Below are 22,057 nucleotides of genomic sequence, written 5' to 3'. Positions count from 1 at the left end.
ATGAAACTAAATTAGGTAAAAGATCATAGAAACTGGTTGTTAAAGTTTGTTAATTGGCAAAATACTATATTTGTGCTGTGCCCTAAAGGCTAAAAATAAAAACATCATGTACAAAACATTACAACCCGTATTACAAAAAGAGCTCGAAGAAATTGAAAAGGCCGGGCTATACAAAAAAGAGAGAATAATCGTAACTCCGCAAGGTGCCGATATTAAAGTGAGCACAGGTGCAGAAGTCGTTAATTTTTGTGCCAATAATTACTTAGGCCTTTCATCGCATCCCAAAGTTTTGCAGGCTGCCAAAGAAGCGCTGGATAAACATGGCTATGGGATGTCTTCGGTACGTTTTATTTGTGGTACGCAGGATGTGCATAAAGAACTTGAAGCCAAGATTGCTGAATTTTTAGGTACAGAAGATACGATTTTATATGCGGCTGCTTTTGATGCCAATGGGGGTGTTTTTGAACCACTTTTAGGTGCGGAAGATGCCATTATCTCAGATGAACTGAACCACGCTTCTATTATAGACGGGGTGCGTTTATGTAAAGCGCAACGTTTTCGTTATAAAAACTGCGATATGGCAGATTTGGAGCAACAATTGATTGCGGCTAAGAACTGTCGCCATAGATTAATTGTTACTGATGGTGCTTTTTCTATGGATGGTGCCGTAGCTCCTTTAGATAAGATTTGTGATCTAGCAGATAAATATGAAGCATTGGTAATGATCGATGAATCGCACTGTTCTGGTTTTATTGGTAAAACCGGAAGAGGTACGCACGAGCATTTTAATGTAATGGGCCGCATAGATATCATTACAGGTACATTGGGTAAAGCGTTGGGCGGTGCTTCAGGTGGGTTTACTTCTGGTCGTAAAGAAATTATTGAGATGTTGCGTCAACGTTCACGTCCGTATCTATTTTCAAATACTTTAGCTCCGGCAATTGCAGGTGCTTCTGTTGCTGTTTTAGATATGCTGAGCGAAACCACTGAACTGAGAGATAAATTAGAATATAACACAAAATATTTCCGTGAAAAAATGACCGAAGCTGGTTTTGATATTAAATCTGGCTTTCACCCCATTGTTCCGGTAATGTTGTATGATGCCAAAGTAGCGCAGGAATTTGCAGCAAGAATGTTGGATGAGGGTATTTATGTAATCGGGTTCTTTTATCCGGTGGTGCCACAAGGTAAAGCCCGTATCAGGGTGCAACTTTCTGCTGCGCATGAGCAACATCATCTAGATAAAGCGATTGCTGCCTTTACCAAAGTGGGCAAAGAATTAGGTGTAATCAAATAATCCGGTATTTCAGATTCCGTAAGAGGGCATCTAAAGTTAGTCCCGTCATCCTGAATTTATTTCAGGATCTTAGAGAAAGGTTCCATCAGGTATGGAACGACGTAACGCTTTTTAGATGCCCTTTTTATTTCTTCTACACAAAGAACTCTCTTTGCCAATATATTTTTCTGATAAATAACGTTGAAAAACGATAATTACAAAAGCTATTTTTTATAACAGGTGGGTATGTTTTATTTGTTTAACTGGCTAATATGTAAGTTTTTGAACTCGGGCTGACAAAATAAAAAGATAAAATGATGTATATTTGGCCATATGTTACAACATAAAATAGACCAATATACTGCAGAAATAAACGCTTTTAATACTGATAAGGCCGACGAACTGGAGAAATTCCGTATTCGTTTTTTAGGAACCAAAGGTATTATCAAGGATGTTTTTGATGAATTTAAAGCTGTTTCTCCCGAAGAGAAAAGAACTTTGGGGAAAGTATTGAACCAATTCAAACAGCTTGCTGAGCAAAAATACCAGAGCCTTGCCGAAGTAACACAGGCATCTGCAGAAAAAAGTAACGCAGACCAGTTAGACCTGACCCTTCCGGGCGAAGGTTTTGAAATAGGAACAAGACATCCTTTGGCTCTGGTAAGAAGAGAAATCATTGAGATTTTTAATAAACTGGGTTTTAGCGTAGCCGAGGGTCCTGAAATTGAAGATGATTGGCACAATTTCTCTGCACTTAATTTTCCTGAAGAGCATCCGGCACGTGATATGCAGGATACTTTTTTCATTAAAAAAGGTGGAGAAAAAGGAGATATTGCCTTACGTACACATACTTCATCGGTTCAGGTGCGCATGATGGAGGCTGGTCAGCCGCCTTTTAGGGCTTTAATGCCTGGTCGTGTGTACCGTAATGAAGCCATTTCTGCAAGGGCACATTGCTTTTTCCATCAGGTAGAAGGTCTTTATGTTGATGAAAATGTATCATTTGCCGATTTAAAGCAGACTTTATATTATTTTGTACAGGAGTTGTACGGTGAAGGTACAAAAGTACGTTTCCGTCCTTCATATTTCCCGTTCACAGAACCATCTGCAGAGATGGATGTTTCATGTTCAATTTGTAAAGGAGCAGGTTGCCAAATGTGTAAGTACAGCGGATGGGTAGAAATTTTGGGCTGTGGTATGGTTGATCCTAATGTATTGGAGAACTGCGGTATAGACAGTAAGAAATACAGCGGTTTCGCATTTGGAATGGGGATAGAACGTATTGCAAATTTAAAATATGAGATCAAAGATCTGAGGTTGTTCTCAGAGAATGATGTACGTTTCTTGAAGCAATATAAATCTGCAATAATATAAAATGAAGAGGGTTTTAGGCATAATAATCATATTTTTCCTCTTCGCATCTTGCGGAAAAGAAGAGAATTTCGTGCCTGATTATCCAGTAAGATATGATGTAACATTACAAGAATTTGGAATTTATGCCAAAAACAATGTGTTATTGGTGCCAAACTATGGTGTTGCAGGTTTAATGATTGTTAGAACGCCTACAGGTGCTTATGTAGCATTTGATCGTTGCAGTACAGTAAATCCAGAAAAGGCTTGTGCCGTTATACCAGATGATAGTGGCATTACGGCTACAGATCCATGCTCTGACGGTAAATTTTTATTACTTGATGGTAGCCCTCAAAAATGGCCAGCAGAAAGGTCTTTAAAAAAGTATTCGGTTGTTATTGCAGGCGGTAACCTCTCAGTAAGAAATTAATGGAACCAGAAAAAATTAAAGAAAGTATTGTAAGATCGGCCAAAGAGCTATTCAGAAAATACGGTTACCATAAAACCAGTGTTAATGAAATTGCTAAAAAAGCAAGAGTAGCCAAAGCTACCATTTACAAATATTTTGAAAGTAAGGAACAGATTTTAGATGCCATCTTAATGGATTATCTAAATGTTAACCTTCGCGAAATTCTAAACAATAAAGCGCAGCACAGCAACGAGGTAGAACATCTTAAGGTACTTGTAATGAAAACTTGTAGATTAACGTTTACAGTTTGTAATGAGTTTATAGGGTGGGATTTTGTTCGCGAAAATGCAAACTCACAAGAATTTCTAAAACACTTATCAGATCAGTTGGAGGCTTTATTGCTTTCGGCGTATTTGGAATTGGATCATTTTAAAAATAACCCTTCACGCAGAGATGGACTGGCTTTCCTGTTAAAGGCAAGTAAGAGTATTGTTTTCTCTTTTGCATTCACATCTGTTAGTGATTCTGATGTAAGAAAGAACTTTGTAGCTTTTCAGAATGAGATTTTACCGTACTTGGTAAAAGCAGCTATTTAAATTTTTAAAAATCAATAAGTTATTTTTCCAGATTAATTAATCGCTGAAACAATCAAACAGACCCACCCGGCAATCATCATTAAACCACCTAAAGGCGTAACAGGACCTAAAAATCTCATATTGGTTTTGAGCGGCTGCGCCAATGATAACAGGTAAATGCTAACAGAAAATAGCAATGTACCTGTGCTTACCAGATAAAAGCTCCATTGTACAGCTTTAAGGCTAAAATCTGCATTAAAGCCTATAATCAGTAAAAACAAGGCGTTGTATAGCTGATATTTTACCCCTGTTTCAAAAGAAGCTAATTTATCTTCTGTTAACACTTTCTTTAAAGCATGTGCGCCAAATGCACCTAAAATTATAGCTAAAGCACCAAAAGCGGCCCCGGTTAAAATTGCCCAATTGTTCATGTCAACAAAATTAAAATAAAACCGCTTAAGGTTAAAAGTACTGTATCCTGTTAAAGTAAAAATTAGAAAGTATAGGCCAGCATAAAAGAAAAACCATGGTTTTTTGCGTTGGAAGAAGCAGCTTTTTCTAATTTGGTAAAATCATTAGAATATCTAGCTTCTAAGCTGATTTTATGGTTATTTGGTTGAGGGAAATCCCATCCAATTCCGTAAACTCCTGAAAAAGTATAACTATTCATCTGATCCTTTACATCATAAGTATGAGTTTCAAAATCTTTAGGTGTAGATCTATGTTTAGCGCTTAATAAGAAACCATTCTGGGGTCCCGCAAAAACATTAAGTGTTGTAGTAGGAATTTGGTATTTTATTAATATAGGGATGTTCAAATAATTAAAGCGATAAGAGTCTTCAAATTCAACATTTGCTATGTCGCCCATAAAACCAAGGTAATTATAGCGGCTGCCCTGCATCTGAAAATTTACTTCTGGTTGTATTACAAAAGATTTGGCTATAGAAACCTGCGCATGCACACCCCCGGTAAAACCTGCTAATGCATTATCGGCTATAAAATCTTTTACTTTGTAAACGCTTATACCTGCGTGTACACCATAAGAAACCTGGCTAAATGCATTTAAAACAAAAAGGATTGCGAAAGAAAGAGTAAGGAAAGTTTTTTTCATAATTACATTATCTAAAAGTAGTTTCAACAAAAAAACGCAATTAAATGAGCCCGAGCTAAAAAAGACTGTAAATTTTTTGTTTTTAAACGAATAAAGAGCCTTTCTGTAACGATTGTAGTATTTAAATCGGGAAATATTAATATTTTAGCCTTATTTAACAACAACCGATCACACGCCATAAAAGAACCCTGAAATGAAATTTATTTTGCCTTTCGTATTCTTAACACTTACCACATCAGCTTTTGCGCAAACAAAAGACGGAGAAAGAGAAAGCGTTAATGCAGCAGCTTCACACCTCAATACAGAAATAGCTATTATACCAGAACCGGTATCTATAGATAAAAAGGGAGGTCATTTTACACTACCCGAAAATGTGTTGATTTATGCAAATAAGCCTTTGGAGGTTAAGCAAAGTACCACATTTTTACAGGAGCGTATTGCCACGGCAACAGGATATTATGTAGGTACAACAACCGTATCTGCCCATAATGGCACAACCATTAAACTTTTACTAACAGAGAAAACAGATGCCCTTATTGGCAGTGAAGGTTATCGTTTATCAGTTACACCTTACCAGATCATTATTACGGCCAACCAACCTGCAGGTATTTTTTATGGTGTGCAAAGTTTATTGCAGTTATTGCCCAAAGAAATAGAAAGTAAAGAAACGGTAAAAGACATCAGTTGGAAAATACCTTGTGCAGATATTACAGATTATCCACGTTTAAAGTGGAGAGGAATGATGTTTGATGTGGTACGCCATTTCTTTACCAAAGACGAAGTGAAACAGTTTATCGATAACATGGTACGTTATAAATACAATTTGCTTCATTTCCACCTTACTGATGATGAAGGCTGGCGCATCGAGATAAAAGGCTATCCTAAATTAACAGAAGTGGGTGCCTGGAATGTAAAGAGAACAGGGTCGTTCGGTGCTTTTATTCCACCAAAACCAGACGAAGCCCGTGATTACGGAGGTTTTTATACACAGGAAGATATTAAAGAACTGATTGCGTATGCTAAAGAACGCTTTGTGGATATCATGCCTGAGGTGGATGTACCAGGGCATAGTCTGGCAGCGATTGCATCATATCCTGAGCTTTCATGTACGCCAGATGCGGTTAATTACAAAGTACGGAGTGGCGAACGTATAATGGACTGGAGCCGTGGCGCACCACCCATTGCATTGGTAGATAATACGCTGTGTCCGGCAAATGAAAAGGTTTATGTGTTCTTAGATACTGTAGTTTCGCAACTGGCACAATTATTTCCTTTCCAGTATATCCACATGGGAGGCGATGAAGCACCGCATAATTTCTGGGAAAAAAATCCGGCAATAACCGATTTGATGAAGCGTGAAGGACTGAAAACCATGCCCGAAGTACAAGGTTATTTTGAACGACGTTTAGAGAAAATCGTAAATAAATACGGCAAGAAAATGATGGCATGGGATGAGGTGTTGGAAGGCAAAATAGAGCAAAGTACAGCTATCATGAACTGGCGTAGCACCAAATATGGTAAACAAGCTGCTCAAACTAAGCACGAGGTGGTAATGTCGCCGGCAGAATTTGTATATCTAGATTATATGCAGGGCGATGCCATATCAGAGCCTAAAGTATATGCATCTTTACGTTTGAGCAAAGTGTATGAATTTGAGCCAGTACCCGAAGGCGTGGACCCTAAATACATTTTAGGTGGACAGGGAAACCTATGGACAGAGCAGATCTACAACATCAGGCAGGTAGAATATATGGTATGGCCACGAGCTTTTGCTATAGCAGAATCGGTATGGTCGCCAAAAGAGAAGAAAAATTGGAATAATTTTATAGCCCGTACAGAGCAGCACTTTAAACGTTTAGATGAAGCAGATACCAAATACTCTAAAGCAGTTTACGACCCTATTTTTAACGTAAGAAGATCTGGAGATAAGAACTTGTTGGTTACACTGAATACAGAGATTGAAGGTTTGGATATTTACTACAGTTTTGACAATTCTGAGCCTGACCGTTTCTATCCTAAATATAAAGAGCCCTTGGTTGTTCCAATTGATGCAAGTCTTTTAAAAGTGATCACTTACCGAGGAAAAGAGCCTGTAGGACGTATGCTGACTATGCCTGTTGACGAATTGAACAAAAGGGCTGGAAAGAAATAAACCGGAGCTTGTAACAATAAATACAGTAGGTTATCTTAAAAGAAAACCTATTTAACTATAGATGAAGAAAATCTACTGGTTATTATTTGTATTTCTGCTGATAAAAGTTGTCTTGCAATTTTTGGTGGTTAACCCTGTATATGAATTGCACCGTGATGAGTTTTTACATTTAGATCAGGCTAAACACCTAGCTTGGGGTTTTCATTCTGTTCCACCATTTACCTCTTGGGTGTCGTGGATCATTTTGCAATTAGGCAACAGCTTTTTCTGGATAAGGTTTTTTCCTGCGCTGTTTGGCGCATTAACCATATTTATAGTTTGGAAAACCATTGAAAGTCTTAAAGGCGGTACATATGCTTATATATTGGCAAGTACAGCCTTGTTGTTATCGGTTTTGCTGAGGATTAATATTTTATATCAACCCAATGCCTTTGATATACTTGCATGGACATTGATTTATTTTTGTGTAATCAGGTACGTTCAAACCGAAAAGAATAAATGGCTGTATTTTCTGGCTTTTAGTTTTGCTTTAGGATTTCTAAATAAATACAATATTGTTTTTTGTTTGGCAGGATTGCTGCCTGCAATTTTATTGAGCAAACATCGCAGGGTGTTCCTTAATAAGCATCTGTATTATGCCATTATGCTAGCCTTGGTATTGATCAGCCCAAATTTACTATGGCAATACCAAAATGATTTTCCGGTAATTAAACATATGAAAGAACTGGCAGATACACAATTGGTTCATGTTCAGCGAAGCACTTTTGTTAAAGAACAGATTTTGTATTTTATTGGGTCTATATTTATCATTATTGCAGCTTTTATTTCGTTTTTGAAATTCGAAACTTTTAAACCATATAGATTTTTGTTATTTACTTTTGTTCTAACAATTACCATATTCTTAGCTTTAAAAGCCAAGCCCTATTATGCCCTAGGTCTATATCCCATATTTTTTGCATTTGGTGCGGTTTACTTTAGCAAGATTTTAAATAGTGGGTGGAAATACTATGTTAGGTATGTAGCTTTTATCCCCATATTATTTTTTGGATATGCTTTGGTAGAAACTTCATTACCTATTTACACACCTGTGCAGTATGAAGAACTTGCACAACAAAAGAAACCATTTACTGAACATACTTGGGAGGATGGGAAAAAACATCCTATTTCACAAGATTTTGCTGATATGATAGGTTGGAAAGAATTAACGCATAAAGTTGATTCAGTATATAATCTGATACCGAATAAGAAGACCATTTTTATTCTTTGTGATAATTATGGACAGGCAGGAGCCATAAACTATTATACCCAACAAAAAGGGCTGGTAGCTAATGCATTTAACACAGACTATGATAAATGGCTTGACTTGGACCGAAAAATAGAAACTGTAATCAGGATTAAAAACGTAAATAATGTTGATTTTACGAGAGACCGTAGCCTGTTTCAGAATGTAGATGTTTTAACAAGATTAGAAACGCCATTGGCCAGAGAAAAGGGTACGCAGGTTATTCTTTTAAGCAAACCCGAAATTGATATTGCTGCACTTCTACGTAAAGAAAGAGCAGAAGGAAAACTAGATTAATTAACGTAAAAATTAAGTGTAAAAAGAAAATTAATCATATTAACTTCTAAATTAGCTACCACATTACAAGAACAAACGAACTGCTTCTTTACCTATATAAGCTTATAACCAAAATTACATTGATGAAAAAAATATTTTTAATGCTGTTAACTGCCTTGCCCGCTACATTATTTGCGCAAAGTCAGGTAGATAATTATTTTAAACTTACTAGAGAAGGGTTTAACGAAAAGAATGCTTTTCAAACTACAGCCTTTGTAGAGAAATATTTTCGTGTACCAGGTAATACAGGCTTTAATGCAAGTATTCATTATGTGGAAGATATTTTAAAGAAAGCTGGTTTTGTTGAAGAAAAGAGCAATGAATTTGAGGCTCCTTTAACCTATCGCATAGAGAAACGCCCCATGAAACGCAGTACCTGGGAACCTGTTGATGCGAGCGTTACCATAGTGGGAGAAAATGCACCACTTATCGCTTTCAAAACCAACCGTAACATGATTCCTATCAATTGTCCTTCTACGCCAGAAGGCGGAGTAACCGCCGAGGTGGTATTTGTAGGAAAAGGTACTCCAGACGATCTGAAAGATAAAGATTTGAAAGGTAAGATTGTATTTGGAGATGTTTCTGCTTCACGCTTAGCGAACATGGCGGCTAAAGCAGGTGCTATTGGCGTAATGGGTTACAGTATGCCAGCCTATACGCAGCCAGAAAAACACCAGACCTCTATCCAGTTTGGCAGCATAGCACCTAATTCGCCAATATGGGCACTTTTATTATCTTATGGCGTAAAAGAAAAACTAAAAGCAGCTTGCCTTAAAGGAGCGGTTTCATTAAAAGTAAACATCCAAACCAAAATATATCAGGCAGATGAGCTTACCATTGTAGCCAATGCCAAAGGCAGTGTTTTACCACAAGAACGTTTTGTGTTTAGTGCGCACGTTCAAGAACCTGGAGCAAATGACAATGCTTCTGGAGTAGGTACCCTTGCTGAAATGGCCCGTTTAACGGCTAACTTAATTAAACAAGGCAAATTTAAACCTCAGCGTACTTTAACATTTTTATGGGGCGATGAGATTGTATCTACCAGAAGATATATTGTTGAAGATAGCCTGCGTGCCAAAGGTATAAAATGGGGAATGAGCTTAGATATGGTAGGCGAAGATACCCAGAAAACCGGCGGAAGCTTTTTAATTGAGAAAATGCCCGATCCTTCGGCCATATGGACCCGTGGAAACGATAAGCACAGCGAATGGGGAGCAGGAGATGTGAAAGAGAAAGATTTATTCCCTCATTATTACAATGATTTTATTTTCGATATCTGTAAGGCACAGGGCAAACATGCCAACTGGGTGGTAAACTTTAACCCATTTGAAGGCGGAAGCGACCATACACCATTTTTACAAAATAAGATACCGGGATTATTGATGTGGCATTTTACCGATGTATTTTACCATACCGATAACGATAGGATTGATAAAGTTTCGCCAACAACTTTAAAAAATGTAGGTATAAGTGCCTTAACAGCTGCCTATACTTTGGTTACGGCCAATGAAAACACAGCCTTGACTACGGTATCTCAGGTAAAAAATGATGCTTTGGCACGTTTAAAAACAGAATTCGATCTGAGTAAAAAAGCTATTGCCGATGGTAAAGCAATTGCTGATGAAAAGCATATTATTGAAGTGTGGAGCAAATGGTACACTGATGCCTTAACTACCATCAACACAATGGCGGTTAAACCGCAAACCACCAGAATAGGCTCTGCAATTAAAGTTGCCGTTCTCGAAATAGAAAAGCAAAAAGAGACTTATCTTAAAAACTTAAACTAAAATTCATCAAAACTTCATATAAAAAAGGTCGCTTTGCAATAGGTGACCTTTTTTATTTTCTATGAAAACTAAAATATCATTCAATTGTAAAACCATAAAAATTTGTCTTGCAATTTAATCAATCGATTGATTAAATTTGTGCCCGCAAAAAAGATATGGAAAAAGCAGATAAACGAGCCGATATTTTAAAAGCTGCCGAACAGCTTTTTGCAGAATTTGGATATGAGGCCACATCTACCCGCCAAATAGCTAAAGAATCTGGAGCCAATATGGCTATGATCAATTATTATTTTGGGGGTAAAATGGGGGTTTTCGTAGAAATTATGGAAGAACGGGTATCCAGTTTTAAAACCCAGCTTAACCTTATACATGATGGTCAGGTATCGGCATTAGATAAACTGATGAAAGTTATTGAACAGTATGCCGATAGGATTGTTGGTAGTTATAGTTTTCATAGAATGATGCATAGAGAATTGTCATTCTCTTCGTTAAGACCAGAAATATTTGAAAAAATTAAGGAAGCTATGCGCCAAAATTTGTTAGTGATAGAGCGCATTATAGAACAAGGAATTAATGAAGGTGTTTTTAGGGAGGTAGATATCAGGATGACGATCATTACCATTATGGGAACCATTTCAATGGTAACCAATTCGCCCGGTAAAATTGCCCCGGATAATGATATTGATCTAAGCAAGAAACAGCACCGCGAAATTATAAAAAAGAGAGTAATTACGCATCTAAAAGATTTGATGCTTACCTATTTAATAAAACCAAAAAATGATACAATTTAAAATGAAAAGCTTTTTAGTAGCGATACTCTTTCCTGTACTGGGCTATGCGCAACAGGTAAAGAATTTAAGCCTTCAAGAAGCCATTGACCTAGGAATTACCAATAGCAAAAATTTAAAACTGTCTCAGCAAAAAATAGATGAGGCCGTTGCAAAGATTGCGGTAACTAAAGACAATGTACTGCCTGAAGCTTCGGTTGGATTTATGTATAACCATGCAGAAATACCAACCAATACCTTAAAAATAGGTAGTGGTAATCCTATACACCTGCCTAACCGTGCCGATGCATTTGTAGGAACTGCTTCTGTTCAGGAGTTGGTTTACGGAGGTGGTAAATTAAAATACGCACAAGAATCTACTAAACTGCTTAAAGAGATTGCACAATTAGATGCTTCAAAAAATAAAGAAGAAGTAACCTATGCAGTTATCAATGCTTACGTTTCTCTATACAAACTCAATCAAAGCAAAAGTGTGGTAGAGCAAAACTTAGCTGCAGTTGCCAGTCAGTTAAAACAGGCACAACGCTTTTTTGAACAAGGGCTGGTTACCAAAAATGATGTGTTGAGGTTTCAATTACAACAAGCAAACGTGTCTTTAACAGATTTAGAGATTGATAACAACAGAAAAATCATTAACTATAATCTGGATGTTTTATTAGGCCTGCCTGAAGATACTCAGATTAAGATTGCAGATGCAGATGTGCCATTAAATGCTGTTGAGCCCTTAAGTACTTATTTGAGTTTGGCAGCTGGTAACAGACAAGAATTGCAACAGGCAGATTTGCACCAGAAAGTGGCCGATTTTAATATCAGAACGATAAAAGCCAATACCAGACCTACATTGGGCGTAGGTGCAAATCTGTACTATATCAATCCAAGCGGTTCATTTATTCCACCAAGCCAGCAGTTTATTGTACCGGTAACTTTAGGTGCAAATCTATCATGGAACATTGGTAGCCTATGGAGCAATAAAAACAAGGTAGCCGAAGCTAAAATCCAACAACAGGAAATAGCCACGCAAAAAGATATTCTAAACGATCAGATCAAAACAGAGATCAATAAGAATTACCAGAATTATAAGCTGACTATGCAAAAGATCAATGTATTGCAAACAGCAGTGGAGCAGGCTGTAGAAAACGACAGATTGCTAGAATCGAAATACAAAAACAATATCGCCTCTGCAACAGACAGAATTGATGCAGAAACGCTTTTATACCAAGCTAAAATTAACCTTGAGTTGGCCAAAGCCGATGCAAGATTAGCTTATTATACTTTATTAAAATCAACAGGAAAAATTTCAAACTAAAAAATAACAATACGCTATATGACAAAGCCAGCAAAAAAGAAAAATAAACTTATTCCAATTATACTTGGTGTACTTCTCCTTATAGGCGCCATATTTGGTTTTACAGAATACAGCTATTACAGCAAGCACGTTGATACAGACGATGCGCAGATAGATGGCGATATCAGTCCGGTAATAGCCCGCGTGAGTGGTTATGTAAAAGGAATTAATTTTGAGGAGAATACCAGAGTTAAGGAAGGCGATGTTCTGGTAACTTTAGATGATGCAGATTATAAGATCAAGTTAGAGCAAGCTCAGGCCGGTCAGGTAGCTGCAAATGCAGGGGTAGGTGTATCGCAAGCGCAAATTGTGGCAACTTCTGCCAATACCAGCACTGCTAAAGCTAATATAGAAGCTGCTAAAGTTAAATTAGAGCTTGCACAGAAAGATTATGACCGTTATGCCAATCTGATCAAAGACGGCTCAATAACCAAACAAGCATTTGACCAAGCTAAAGCCCAAAAGGAAACTGCTGAGGCTGCTTATCAGGCTGCTTTAGATCAGTATCAGGCTGCGGTAAAACAAGTAGGTACCACTCAATCGCAATTAGGTGTAAGTACTTCAGGCGTAACACAACGTCAGGCTGATGTTGACTTTGCTAAACTTCAGTTATCTTATACAGAAATTAAAGCACCTGCAACAGGTATTGTTTCTAAGAAAAATGTACAAAAAGGTCAGTTGATCCAAGCAGGTCAGTCCCTGTTCTCTATCGTTAACGAGAACAGCATTTATGTAACTGCTAACTTCAAAGAAACCCAGCTTGAAAAAATAAAAACAGGCCAGAAAGTTAAAATAGATGTAGATGCTTTTCCTAATGAAAGTGTTGAAGGAGAAGTGTACAATTTTGCACCGATTACCGGAGCGAAAGGTGCTTTATTACCTCCTGATAATGCTACAGGTAACTTTGTTAAAGTTGTACAACGTGTACCTGTTAAGATCAGAATATCGAGCAAAGACAAAGCATTATTAGAGAAATTACGTCCAGGCATGAGCGTAAAAGTATCTGTATCTATTTAAAAAAATTAAAATGGCCGAAGTAGGTTTAAAAAAATGGGTAATTACATTTACGGTGATCACGGCATCATTACTTGAGCTGATTGATACCACCATTGTAAATGTTGCATTACCACAGATACAAGGTAACCTTGGCGCCACTTTAGAAGATGTGGCCTGGTTATCTACCGGCTACGCAGTAGCCAACGTTATTATATTGCCCATGTCGGGCTGGTTAGGGAGTAGGTTTGGCCGTAAAAACTACTTTTTAACATCAATCATTGTTTTTACCATTGCCTCATTTTTATGTGGTAATGCTACATCATTATGGGAACTGGTGGGTTTTCGTATTTTACAGGGTATTGCAGGTGGGGGATTGATTTCTACCGCACAGGCTATTCTGATAGAAACCTGGCCACGTGAAGATGTGGGGATCGCTACGGCATTATTTGGTTTAGGGGCTGTAGTTGGTCCTACTGTGGGTCCAACAATAGGGGGTTATATTTTAGAGATTGCCAACTGGCCGTGGATTTTCTACGTGAATATTCCGGTAGGTATTCTGGCGGCCTATTGTACGTATATGTTCGTCAAGGAAACGCCAAAAGATGGTAAAGGACGACCCATTGACTGGTGGGGGATTGGTTTGCTGGCTGTTGCGGTGGGTAGTTTGCAAACCTTATTGGAGAAAGGCGAGAGCGAAGACTGGTTTGCTACCGGTTATATTATCGTTTTAGCTGTGGCATCAGTATTGGGAACATTGCTCTTTATATGGCGAGAACTCAGTACAGATCACCCTATTGTGAATTTTAAAATCATGCGACACCGCAGTTTCTCTATAGGGATGTTTACTTCGTTTGTACTGGGTTTTGGTTTATATGGTTCGGTTTTCGTATTCCCTATATTCTGTCAGAACCTGTTAGGCTTTACACCGCTGCAAACGGGTGAGCTATTTATTGCCGGTGGTTTGTGTACCATTGCCATGATGCCTTTTATAGGTATTATGCTTAAAAAAGGCGTGCCGGCACAATTTATGGCAACAGGAGGGATGTTGATGTTCTTCATCTTCTGTAGCATGTTGAGCAAATCAACACTTTCATCGGGCCCGGATCAGTTTTTCTGGCCTTTGGTTATACGAGGTTTTGGTATGTCGTTGTTATTTGTACCTTTAACTACACTAGCTATACAGGATTTAAAAGGCCCCGAAATTGGACAGGGTTCAGGACTGAACAACATGAGCCGTCAGTTAGGAGGTTCTTTTGGGATAGCGGCCCTTACTACTTTAATTCACGTACGCCAGGGTGTGCATCGTAGCAATCTGATTACCAACATTAATGAATATAATCCTGCATTTACCGAGCGTTTAAATGCATACATACATGGTTTTATGGCTAAAGGCGCTTCTTATTTAGATGCAAAATTAATGGCTATGAAAGCAATAGAAGGAAGCCTGATTAAACAAACATTGTTACTTACTTATAGCGATGCCTATTGGGTAGCAGGTTTAATTATGTTATGTTCTATACCATTGTTGTATTTACAGAAATTTAAAAAGAATACCAATGTGCCTGTAGATGCACATTAATAAATACCTGTATGATTAAAACCGGCCTCGTGCCGGTTTTTTTATTTCCTTTATGTTATCCTGAACTTGTTTCAGAGCCTATCTTTCAGCTTGAATTTCCTCCTAAAGATGCTGAAACGAGTTCAGCATGACGGTTATGGTGATGTGCTGTTTCTATTGAATGTTATCCTTAACTCGTTTTGGGGCTATTATCTTAAGGATAGTAATGTCAGGCTGAGCCCGTCGAGGCCTATTCCTTTTTTGTATTATTTCTCGTCACCCTAAACTCATTTCAGGGTCTACTGTTCTTTTCTAAAGATGCTGAACTAAAATTCAGCATGACGGTTATGGGTGATATAGTGCTGTTCCTATTTGAATGTTATCCTTAACTCGTTTTGGGGTTATTATCTTAAGGATAGTAATGTCAGGCTGAGCCCGTCAAAGCCTATATCCCTTTTTTGTATTATTCTCTCGTCATCCTGAACTTGTTTCAGGATCTATATTTAGTATTCATGACACACATTTTTTACTGCAGTCTTTAATAAAAAAGTATCTTAGCCTAAACTTACATGATATGAAATCAAAGATTTTATTTCTGCTATTGCTTACAGGTTCGGTAATTCTTCTTTCTTTTATCCGTGAGGGCAAAACATTGCCTGTCTTATCTAAAAAAGATTTTAATATAGCCGTAATCAGCGATCTCAACTCAGGATATGGTTCAATACTTTATCACGATGATGTATATGTAGCTTTAAAAGAACTGAAAACCCTTAAACCTGATATGATCTTGTGTGGCGGAGATATGGTTGCCGGACAGAAGGCCTCTTTAACAGAAGAAAACCTACAGGCTATGTGGAACAGCTTTGATGTTAATGTATTTGCTAAAATCAAAGCCATGAAAGTTCCTTTTGCTTTTACGGTAGGAAACCACGATGCATCACCAAATTTTACCAAAGACCGTGAGGCGGCAAGTCGTTACTGGCTGAGCAAAAAAGATAGCCTGGGCTTAGATTTTATAAGTGATGAAAATTATCCTTTCTATTTTAGCTATACCAATAACAAGGTGTTTTTTATCAGCTGGGATGCTTCAGGAGCACAAATTAAACCCGAAGTTTTGAACTGGATGCAGGAGCAGCTCAATAGTAAAGCCGCAAGAACCGCAAAACTGCGTATTGTATTAGGCCACTTGCCACTTTATGCCATTGTAAGCAGTAAAAATAAAGCAGGCGAAGTTCTGGCTTCAGCAACTATGCTCGAAGAAATGTTTGAACAGCATCATGTAGACCTGTACATTAGCGGGCATCAGCATGCTTATTATCCTTCCAAAAGAAAAACATTACGGCTTTTAAATGCAGGTTGCATAGGCGACGGGCCAAGACCTTTCATCAATCATCCCGAACCGGCAAAAAGAGCTTATACCATTATCAGCGTACCCCAAAATCAAGCTAAGAAATTTACTTATCAGACTTTTATCCCTGCTAAAAACTCAACCATAGAAATAAAAAACTTACCTGATTCAATAACAGGATTTAATGGTGTTTCTAGGTTGGATAAGTATTGATTTTAGATCGCTTTTATTTTTTTAAGCAAATCCTCGGTTTTTAAATCAAAAGCATCTACAGTAAGCTTTGCCTTATGGTAAAAAGGATTTCTTTCCTCTAATTTGTTGATGATAAAGTCCAGTAACTGCTCATCATCCATCCCCTTTAAAAGAGGTCTTTTTTCGCGATTGTGTAATCTCGAAACCAATTGTGGAGGTGTCATTTCCAGAAAAACAGTTACGCCATTGGCATTCATCCAGTCCATGTTGTCAAAGTAGCAGGGTAACCCGCCACCAGTAGCAACAACGCAGGTTTCGGGGTAAGCATAAGATTTTAGCGTTTGGTTTTCCAATTGCCTGAAGGCATCTTCACCATGAGCAGAGAAATAGTCGGCTATACTCATTTTTTGCTCTGCAACAATCACAGCATCTAAGTCTATAAGCTCGCAGTTTAAAAGATTGGCCAATTGTTTGGCTTTGGTACTTTTGCCACAGCCCATAAAGCCTACTAAAAAGATTTTCATAACAGATTTTGGCGCTTAAAAAAAATGTAATCGGTTGTGGGCGGTTGCACCTGATTTTCTTTGAGCATGCTAGCAATCTGTGCCCTGTGGTACGTGCAATGATTACATACATGCAGTAAAATATCGCTAACTCTATTGCTAAAACTTTGGCCCGATGAATTGGTATAATCAATAACCTTGTCTAAAGAAACATGGGTTATAATCTCATTCAGCATCTTAAAATTTTCTTCACTGTACTTGGCAAAATCTGTAGGTTCAAGCATTTCCCATACGCCTAAGGTAGGTGTTTGAAATAGTATGCGTTTTGCCCAGATATGCTGGGATGTGAGCACATGGCTAAACAATCGATTGGCTTTTTCTATAGAAAAATTAGCTTCAGCTAAAGCTTTGATCATCACCTGATCGGCTAAATAGGTATATTTAATAAACTCCGCTAACATATCGTTTAGGGATTAGGCCAACTTTATACGCGGATCTACCCATGCATATAAAATATCTACCAGTATATTTACAATCACAAACACAAAGGCAATAAACAGGATAGAGCCCATTACTACCGGAAAATCAGACATTTCTAATGCATTTACTGTTGTACGACCCAAACCGTTATAGCCAAAAATATATTCTACAAAGAAAGAACCTGCTAATAGTGATGCAAACCAACCGGAAATGGCTGTAATAACCGGGTTTAAAGCATTTTTTAAAGCATGTTTATAGATAATGGCATTTCTTCCCAAGCCTTTCGCTTTGGCTGTTCTGATGTAATCTTGAGATAAAACATCGAGCATGGCACTACGTGTAAGCTGAACAATAATGGCCAGAGGACGAAGTCCCAACGTAATCATGGGTAACCATAAATTTTTCCAGGTCATGATCTCGCCGCGAAAAGGATCGTAGCTGTATAAACTGCCACTCATGTTGAGCCCCGTATAGTCAGATAATACGAAACCGAATAGCCAGGCAATGATAATCCCCGCAAAGAATGATGGAGCAGAAATTCCTAAAATAGCAAAACTGTTAGCTAAGTTATCTATCCAGCTACCTTTGTAAATAGCAGATAAAACACCTAAAAATACTCCGATAATGGTCGCAAAAATCATGGCTGTTAATGCCAGTATAAAGGTATTGGGTACAGTTTCTGCCAATATGGTGGTTACATCTCTTTTGGTTTGGTACGAACGACGCAGGTAAGGTTTTTTCAGCACCAGGGCATCATCGCCTATTTTAATCAGTTTAATGTAATGGTATTTTTCCTGAGTTTCGGCATTATAAGGATGTATGCTAAGCGGGAGCAGATCATTTACATACAATAAAAACTGTACAGGCTTAGATTTATCCAGTCCAAATTCTTTACGTACCGCATCTAATGACTGCACATCAGCACGCTGACCCATAGTCATACGGGCAGGATCGCCTGGTAAGATGTTAAAAAGAATAAAGACAATACAAACTACTCCGGCTAAAACAGCCAGGCCATAAAGCAATTTTTTTAATGCGTAGTTGATCATTTATTTACTGAAATATTTTTGAGTTAACTGGTCAAAAGATGGCAAACTATTGTAATGCCACTTATTTACAATAATACCGTTTTTTAGCAATAATACACCAGGATTTGCTCTTACCATACTTTTAAGTGGTACGGCATCGGCATAAAAGATTTCCATAAACAATTTGTTCCTTTTACTGAAAGCATCGGCATCCTGTGCCGATGAAGAAGTAAGCAGAACCGTTCTGATATTAAATTGCTCGGCAGCATTTAAAGCTAATGCGTTAACATTACCAATGGCTTTCTCGTTGGCATCGCTCAAATTATACGCAACTACCACCAGATTATAGTAAGGGTTCTCAATCAATTCTTTGGTATAATCGGTACCCGATGTATCGCTGATGTGCAGGTCTTTAATTTTAACCTTGTAGCCTTCTTTAATCAGTTTTCTCTCTGGTGTTCCCACCACTTCCCAGTTTTCATCTTTCCACACTTCCTGCGCTAAATACTCCTTATCGCTCATTTTTTTGGTTTCTCCTGTTTTTTTGTTTTTCAATTCGTACATGATGAGATATTCATCAACAGGAGCTCCTTGTGGCATTCGCATAGATTCTGGAATGCTCGAACCTTTTTTATAAGGTAGAAAATCAATAAAAGGTAGAAAATTATACGTGTAAAGTCCTATAAGTAAAGCAACCAGAGCAATGCCTATGCTTGCTTTTTGCTGTACTTTAAGATTTTCGGTTACAGGTTGGATCAGTTGTCTGTTTTTATAAATGATAACAATAAGTACAAGGAGAATGAGGTCTTTTATGAACGATTGCCAAGGACTAAGCGGAATAGCGTCGCCAAAGCAACCACATGAAGTAACAACCTTAAAAGCAGCCGAAACAAAAGTTAAGAATGTGAAAAAGATAATTAAAGCCAAAAGACCTTTTGATACAAAATTTCTAAAGAAGCCCAGCAAAAGCATAGCGCCTAACAGAATTTCGAGCACACAGAGCAAAATGGCAATACCTGTAGCCCAATTGTTTAGGAAACTAATATGGAAAACTTCGAAATATTCCTGCAGTTTATAACCAAAACCCAAAGGATCATTGATTTTTACCAGACCTGAGAAAATAAATAGCAGACCGGTAATCCATTTTGAAATCTGAAAAAGCGTTTTTTGCATAACTACTCCTAATGTTATTGGTAAAATTTCTCAGCCCAGTTTATTCCCTTGGGTAAATCTGAATTTGAAAATTCAATATGTATTACTCTTCTTCTTTGCTGATTAACGGTTCTATTTGAACTGTGAAGAATTAAAGGCTTCATAATCATTACACCACCCTTATTTATAGAACAAATAACCTCGTTCTCTATTGTCCAGTCAATATTCTCAGGTCGATATATTTTTTTTAAATGAGACTTTGGAATAACTTTTAAAGCACCATTCAATTCATTGGTATCATCAAGATGAATCCTTATGGTGAAATTACGCTCTAAAATATGTAAAGGAGGTTGTACAGCATATTGATTTTGTTTTTTAGTCCATGGTCCAAAATCCTGATGGTCGGTTTTGTGGTCAACAGAAATTGTCAGATCCTGATGGTATGAAACGTACCAGTTTGATTTACCAGGCTTATCAAAATAAATGCTTTTGACTACAAAGTATTCATTACCAAAAAGATCTGATATTAAATGATTAAGTTTCTGATTAAAGATCAGGCTTGTTATTTCTGGAATTTCTTTTAAAAATTGTCTTATAGCAAATAAATCATCTGATTTCCTGAAGGTTTCTTTTGAAGAATCGGTTGTATCTATGATTTTTAGAATATCAGCTATTTCTTCCTCCGAATAGATTTTATCGATGGTGGTAAAACCCGTTTCTTCGATTTCTTGTTTGTATCTGCTAACGGAACCTGTCATTACAACAATGAATTAAGAACCTACATCTAATTTAATCAAAGCAAATACCGAATAATTGAGCATATCCTGATAATTGGCCTTAATACCTTCAGAAGCCAGGGTTTTACCCTCATTATCCTCTATTTGCTTTACGCGTAAGATTTTCATTAAGATCAGGTCAGTTAAAGAACTGATACGCATATCACGCCAAGCTTCACCATAATCGTGGTTTTTGGCAAACATTAGATCTTTGGTTTCGTTAACCTTGTCATCGTAATATTGCTCAGCAATATTTACAGGCAGATCGGTCGGATCATTTTCACTTAATTCGAGCTGTAAGATGGCCATGATACAATAATTCACAATACCGATATATTCAGAACCGATATCTTCACCCACTTTCGAAACCTTTTTCTCTTCTAAAGTTCTGATACGTTGCGCTTTAATAAAAATCTGGTCGGTAATAGAAGCCGGACGTAAAATGCGCCAGGCAGTACCATAATCTTTGGTCTTTTTTAAAAACAGCGATTTACATACCGCAATAACCTTATCGAATTCTAATGATGTATTTGATGCCAAAATGCTAAAATTTTAACGAGTAACTTTAACTTTGTTTTTTTATTTAATGATGGCTAAAGATACATTTTTAAACCGAAAATTAACACTTAACTGCAAAGGTAGGCTCGTTGATCTGAGTCAGCCACAGGTAATGGCAATTATCAATTTAACGCCCGATTCGTTTTATGGCAGCAGTAGGGTTAATGTAAAAGATGAACTCCTTTTAAAGGTAGAAAACTTTATCAAAGAAGGCGCTGCATTTATCGATTTGGGCGCTTATTCTTCCAGACCGGGCGCATTAAATATCAGCAGCCAGGAAGAAACGGATCGTTTGCTGCCTGCGGTAGAAGAAATAAACAAGCAATTCCCTAATGCACTTATTTCTATAGATACTTTCAGAGCAGATGTTGCCGAAAAAGCCATCAATGCAGGAGCGCACATCATTAATGATATTGCTGCCGGTAATCTGGATGATCAAATGTTTGCCACTGTAGCTAAGCTGGGCGTACCTTATATCATGATGCACATGAAAGGCACACCACAAAACATGCAGCAAGATCCGGTTTACAACAATCTTACAGAAGAAGTGTTGAGTTACTTTTTAGAAAAGGTCGATGTTTTGAAAAAGCAGGGTGTAAAAGACATGATCATAGATCCGGGTTTTGGTTTCGCTAAAACGCTGGAACACAATTATGAATTGTTAAAAAACATGGAAGCTTTATCAGTACTTGAGTTACCTATATTGGTGGGCGTATCCAGAAAATCCATGATCTGTAAACTATTGAATATAAAACCTGAAGAAGCCCTGAACGGAACATCCGTATTGAATACAGTAGCTTTACTAAAAGGAGCGAATATATTAAGAGTGCACGATGTAAAAGAGGCGGTAGAGTGTGTGAGATTGATAGAATACTGTAAATAAAGTTTAATTGCTCAAGACATTAATTCTAGTTGTATCTTGAACTCGTCGTCACCCTGAATTTATTTCAGGGTCTATTGTAATCAATGTTTAGAAAGCTATCCTACAGTTAACCAGTTAACCAGTTAACCAATTAACTAATTAACCAACCAACTAACTAACCAATTAAACACTA

The 22,057-nt window shown here is 37.5% G+C and carries 21 protein-coding genes; 13 read left to right on the top strand and 8 right to left on the bottom strand.

Features of this window, described 5'->3' with window-relative positions:
• The first annotated feature begins 106 nt into the window (after window positions 1-106).
• The 4 genes from kbl to MMF97_RS00435 all read left to right on the top strand — a co-directional run bounded on the left by kbl (window position 107) and on the right by MMF97_RS00435 (window position 3,631).
• Window positions 107-1,297: a glycine C-acetyltransferase gene (kbl, locus tag MMF97_RS00450; protein WP_243357521.1), complete on the top strand. Its 1,191-nt coding sequence runs from the start codon at window positions 107-109 to the stop codon at window positions 1,295-1,297.
• Between the two features lie 312 nt (window positions 1,298-1,609).
• Complete coding sequence (gene pheS / locus MMF97_RS00445) at window positions 1,610-2,650, top strand: phenylalanine--tRNA ligase subunit alpha (RefSeq protein WP_243357520.1); 1,041 nt, start codon at window positions 1,610-1,612, stop codon at window positions 2,648-2,650.
• 1 nt (window position 2,651) lies between these two features.
• Window positions 2,652-3,056 carry a Rieske (2Fe-2S) protein gene (locus MMF97_RS00440; protein WP_243357519.1) on the top strand — a complete coding sequence of 135 codons (405 nt, stop codon included), beginning with the start codon at window positions 2,652-2,654 and terminating at the stop codon, window positions 3,054-3,056.
• Complete coding sequence (locus MMF97_RS00435; RefSeq protein WP_243357518.1) at window positions 3,056-3,631, top strand: TetR/AcrR family transcriptional regulator; 576 nt, start codon at window positions 3,056-3,058, stop codon at window positions 3,629-3,631. Before MMF97_RS00440 ends, MMF97_RS00435 begins: the two co-directional genes overlap by 1 nt.
• 32 nt (window positions 3,632-3,663) lie before the next feature.
• Here MMF97_RS00435 and MMF97_RS00430 read toward each other — a convergent pair whose 3' ends face one another.
• A complete protein-coding gene (locus MMF97_RS00430; protein ID WP_243357517.1) occupies window positions 3,664-4,041 on the bottom strand; it encodes a DUF423 domain-containing protein in 378 nt (125 codons plus the stop codon).
• A gap of 62 nt (window positions 4,042-4,103) precedes the next feature.
• Window positions 4,104-4,721, bottom strand: coding sequence for a porin family protein (locus MMF97_RS00425; protein ID WP_243357516.1), 618 nt, complete (start codon window positions 4,719-4,721; stop codon window positions 4,104-4,106).
• Window positions 4,722-4,914: 193 nt separating this feature from the next.
• On the opposite strand from MMF97_RS00425, the gene MMF97_RS00420 reads away from it, so the two are divergent.
• From MMF97_RS00420 to MMF97_RS00385, 8 genes are all read left to right on the top strand, one after another.
• Complete coding sequence (locus tag MMF97_RS00420; protein ID WP_243357515.1) at window positions 4,915-6,873, top strand: beta-N-acetylhexosaminidase; 1,959 nt, start codon at window positions 4,915-4,917, stop codon at window positions 6,871-6,873.
• Between the two features lie 61 nt (window positions 6,874-6,934).
• The gene (locus MMF97_RS00415; protein WP_243357514.1) at window positions 6,935-8,452 is read left to right on the top strand and encodes a glycosyltransferase family 39 protein; all 1,518 of its coding nucleotides are present in this window, start codon (window positions 6,935-6,937) and stop codon (window positions 8,450-8,452) included.
• Window positions 8,453-8,574: 122 nt separating this feature from the next.
• Entirely contained in the window at window positions 8,575-10,278 is a 1,704-nt protein-coding gene (locus MMF97_RS00410; RefSeq protein ID WP_243357513.1) for a M28 family peptidase, read from the top strand.
• Between the two features lie 155 nt (window positions 10,279-10,433).
• On the top strand, window positions 10,434-11,069 hold the full coding sequence (locus MMF97_RS00405) for a TetR/AcrR family transcriptional regulator (RefSeq protein WP_243357512.1): 636 nt from the start codon (window positions 10,434-10,436) through the stop codon (window positions 11,067-11,069).
• Window positions 11,056-12,372, top strand: coding sequence for a TolC family protein (locus tag MMF97_RS00400; protein WP_243357511.1), 1,317 nt, complete (start codon window positions 11,056-11,058; stop codon window positions 12,370-12,372). The genes MMF97_RS00405 and MMF97_RS00400 overlap by 14 nt, the downstream gene beginning before the upstream one ends.
• An 18-nt stretch (window positions 12,373-12,390) precedes the next feature.
• On the top strand, window positions 12,391-13,428 hold the full coding sequence (locus tag MMF97_RS00395) for an HlyD family secretion protein (RefSeq protein WP_243357510.1): 1,038 nt from the start codon (window positions 12,391-12,393) through the stop codon (window positions 13,426-13,428).
• 10 nt (window positions 13,429-13,438) lie between these two features.
• Window positions 13,439-14,986 (top strand): DHA2 family efflux MFS transporter permease subunit, encoded by a 1,548-nt coding sequence (locus tag MMF97_RS00390; protein ID WP_243357509.1) that lies wholly within the window; start codon window positions 13,439-13,441, stop codon window positions 14,984-14,986.
• Between the two features lie 553 nt (window positions 14,987-15,539).
• Window positions 15,540-16,526, top strand: coding sequence for a metallophosphoesterase family protein (locus tag MMF97_RS00385; protein ID WP_243357508.1), 987 nt, complete (start codon window positions 15,540-15,542; stop codon window positions 16,524-16,526).
• A 2-nt stretch (window positions 16,527-16,528) separates the two neighbouring features.
• Here MMF97_RS00385 and MMF97_RS00380 read toward each other — a convergent pair whose 3' ends face one another.
• From MMF97_RS00380 to MMF97_RS00355, 6 genes are read right to left on the bottom strand one after another with little or no spacing between them, the layout of a single operon-like run.
• Complete coding sequence (locus MMF97_RS00380) at window positions 16,529-17,029, bottom strand: shikimate kinase (protein WP_243357507.1); 501 nt, start codon at window positions 17,027-17,029, stop codon at window positions 16,529-16,531.
• Window positions 17,026-17,469, bottom strand: coding sequence for a DinB family protein (locus MMF97_RS00375; protein ID WP_243357506.1), 444 nt, complete (start codon window positions 17,467-17,469; stop codon window positions 17,026-17,028). Before MMF97_RS00375 ends, MMF97_RS00380 begins: the two co-directional genes overlap by 4 nt.
• 12 nt (window positions 17,470-17,481) lie before the next feature.
• Entirely contained in the window at window positions 17,482-18,537 is a 1,056-nt protein-coding gene (locus tag MMF97_RS00370) for an ABC transporter permease (RefSeq protein ID WP_243357505.1), read from the bottom strand.
• The gene (locus MMF97_RS00365; RefSeq protein WP_243357504.1) at window positions 18,538-19,689 is read right to left on the bottom strand and encodes a BT_3928 family protein; all 1,152 of its coding nucleotides are present in this window, start codon (window positions 19,687-19,689) and stop codon (window positions 18,538-18,540) included. It lies immediately after the preceding gene.
• Between the two features lie 14 nt (window positions 19,690-19,703).
• Window positions 19,704-20,426, bottom strand: coding sequence for a phytanoyl-CoA dioxygenase family protein (locus tag MMF97_RS00360; RefSeq protein ID WP_243357503.1), 723 nt, complete (start codon window positions 20,424-20,426; stop codon window positions 19,704-19,706).
• A 12-nt stretch (window positions 20,427-20,438) separates the two neighbouring features.
• Window positions 20,439-20,984: a DUF1599 domain-containing protein gene (locus MMF97_RS00355; protein WP_243357502.1), complete on the bottom strand. Its 546-nt coding sequence runs from the start codon at window positions 20,982-20,984 to the stop codon at window positions 20,439-20,441.
• A gap of 46 nt (window positions 20,985-21,030) precedes the next feature.
• Between MMF97_RS00355 and folP the strand changes: the two genes are divergently transcribed.
• Window positions 21,031-21,885: a dihydropteroate synthase gene (gene folP / locus MMF97_RS00350; protein ID WP_317228588.1), complete on the top strand. Its 855-nt coding sequence runs from the start codon at window positions 21,031-21,033 to the stop codon at window positions 21,883-21,885.
• Window positions 21,886-22,057 lie beyond the last annotated feature (172 nt).

This window comes from Pedobacter montanisoli (genome assembly GCF_022809115.1).
Taxonomy (GTDB): Bacteria; Bacteroidota; Bacteroidia; order Sphingobacteriales; family Sphingobacteriaceae; genus Pedobacter; species Pedobacter montanisoli.
The sequence above is the reverse complement of the archived record's forward strand: the minus strand, read 5'-3'. Positions and strand labels throughout refer to the sequence as shown.

What these genes read in the sequence shown, in the direction of transcription:
- MMF97_RS00410 (WP_243357513.1), top strand. Translation starts at nt 8,575, where the DNA reads ATGAAAAAAATATTTTTAATGCTGTTAACTGCCTTGCCCGCTACATTA.
- MMF97_RS00440 (WP_243357519.1), top strand. Translation starts at nt 2,652, where the DNA reads ATGAAGAGGGTTTTAGGCATAATAATCATATTTTTCCTCTTCGCATCT.
- MMF97_RS00370 (WP_243357505.1), bottom strand. Translation starts at nt 18,537, where the DNA reads ATGATCAACTACGCATTAAAAAAATTGCTTTATGGCCTGGCTGTTTTA.
- MMF97_RS00435 (WP_243357518.1), top strand. Translation starts at nt 3,056, where the DNA reads ATGGAACCAGAAAAAATTAAAGAAAGTATTGTAAGATCGGCCAAAGAG.
- MMF97_RS00395 (WP_243357510.1), top strand. Translation starts at nt 12,391, where the DNA reads ATGACAAAGCCAGCAAAAAAGAAAAATAAACTTATTCCAATTATACTT.
- MMF97_RS00420 (WP_243357515.1), top strand. Translation starts at nt 4,915, where the DNA reads ATGAAATTTATTTTGCCTTTCGTATTCTTAACACTTACCACATCAGCT.
- MMF97_RS00375 (WP_243357506.1), bottom strand. Translation starts at nt 17,469, where the DNA reads ATGTTAGCGGAGTTTATTAAATATACCTATTTAGCCGATCAGGTGATG.
- MMF97_RS00415 (WP_243357514.1), top strand. Translation starts at nt 6,935, where the DNA reads ATGAAGAAAATCTACTGGTTATTATTTGTATTTCTGCTGATAAAAGTT.
- pheS (WP_243357520.1), top strand. Translation starts at nt 1,610, where the DNA reads ATGTTACAACATAAAATAGACCAATATACTGCAGAAATAAACGCTTTT.
- MMF97_RS00390 (WP_243357509.1), top strand. Translation starts at nt 13,439, where the DNA reads ATGGCCGAAGTAGGTTTAAAAAAATGGGTAATTACATTTACGGTGATC.
- MMF97_RS00385 (WP_243357508.1), top strand. Translation starts at nt 15,540, where the DNA reads ATGAAATCAAAGATTTTATTTCTGCTATTGCTTACAGGTTCGGTAATT.
- MMF97_RS00365 (WP_243357504.1), bottom strand. Translation starts at nt 19,689, where the DNA reads ATGCAAAAAACGCTTTTTCAGATTTCAAAATGGATTACCGGTCTGCTA.
- MMF97_RS00380 (WP_243357507.1), bottom strand. Translation starts at nt 17,029, where the DNA reads ATGAAAATCTTTTTAGTAGGCTTTATGGGCTGTGGCAAAAGTACCAAA.
- MMF97_RS00360 (WP_243357503.1), bottom strand. Translation starts at nt 20,426, where the DNA reads ATGACAGGTTCCGTTAGCAGATACAAACAAGAAATCGAAGAAACGGGT.
- MMF97_RS00405 (WP_243357512.1), top strand. Translation starts at nt 10,434, where the DNA reads ATGGAAAAAGCAGATAAACGAGCCGATATTTTAAAAGCTGCCGAACAG.
- MMF97_RS00400 (WP_243357511.1), top strand. Translation starts at nt 11,056, where the DNA reads ATGATACAATTTAAAATGAAAAGCTTTTTAGTAGCGATACTCTTTCCT.
- folP (WP_317228588.1), top strand. Translation starts at nt 21,031, where the DNA reads ATGATGGCTAAAGATACATTTTTAAACCGAAAATTAACACTTAACTGC.
- kbl (WP_243357521.1), top strand. Translation starts at nt 107, where the DNA reads ATGTACAAAACATTACAACCCGTATTACAAAAAGAGCTCGAAGAAATT.
- MMF97_RS00430 (WP_243357517.1), bottom strand. Translation starts at nt 4,041, where the DNA reads ATGAACAATTGGGCAATTTTAACCGGGGCCGCTTTTGGTGCTTTAGCT.
- MMF97_RS00425 (WP_243357516.1), bottom strand. Translation starts at nt 4,721, where the DNA reads ATGAAAAAAACTTTCCTTACTCTTTCTTTCGCAATCCTTTTTGTTTTA.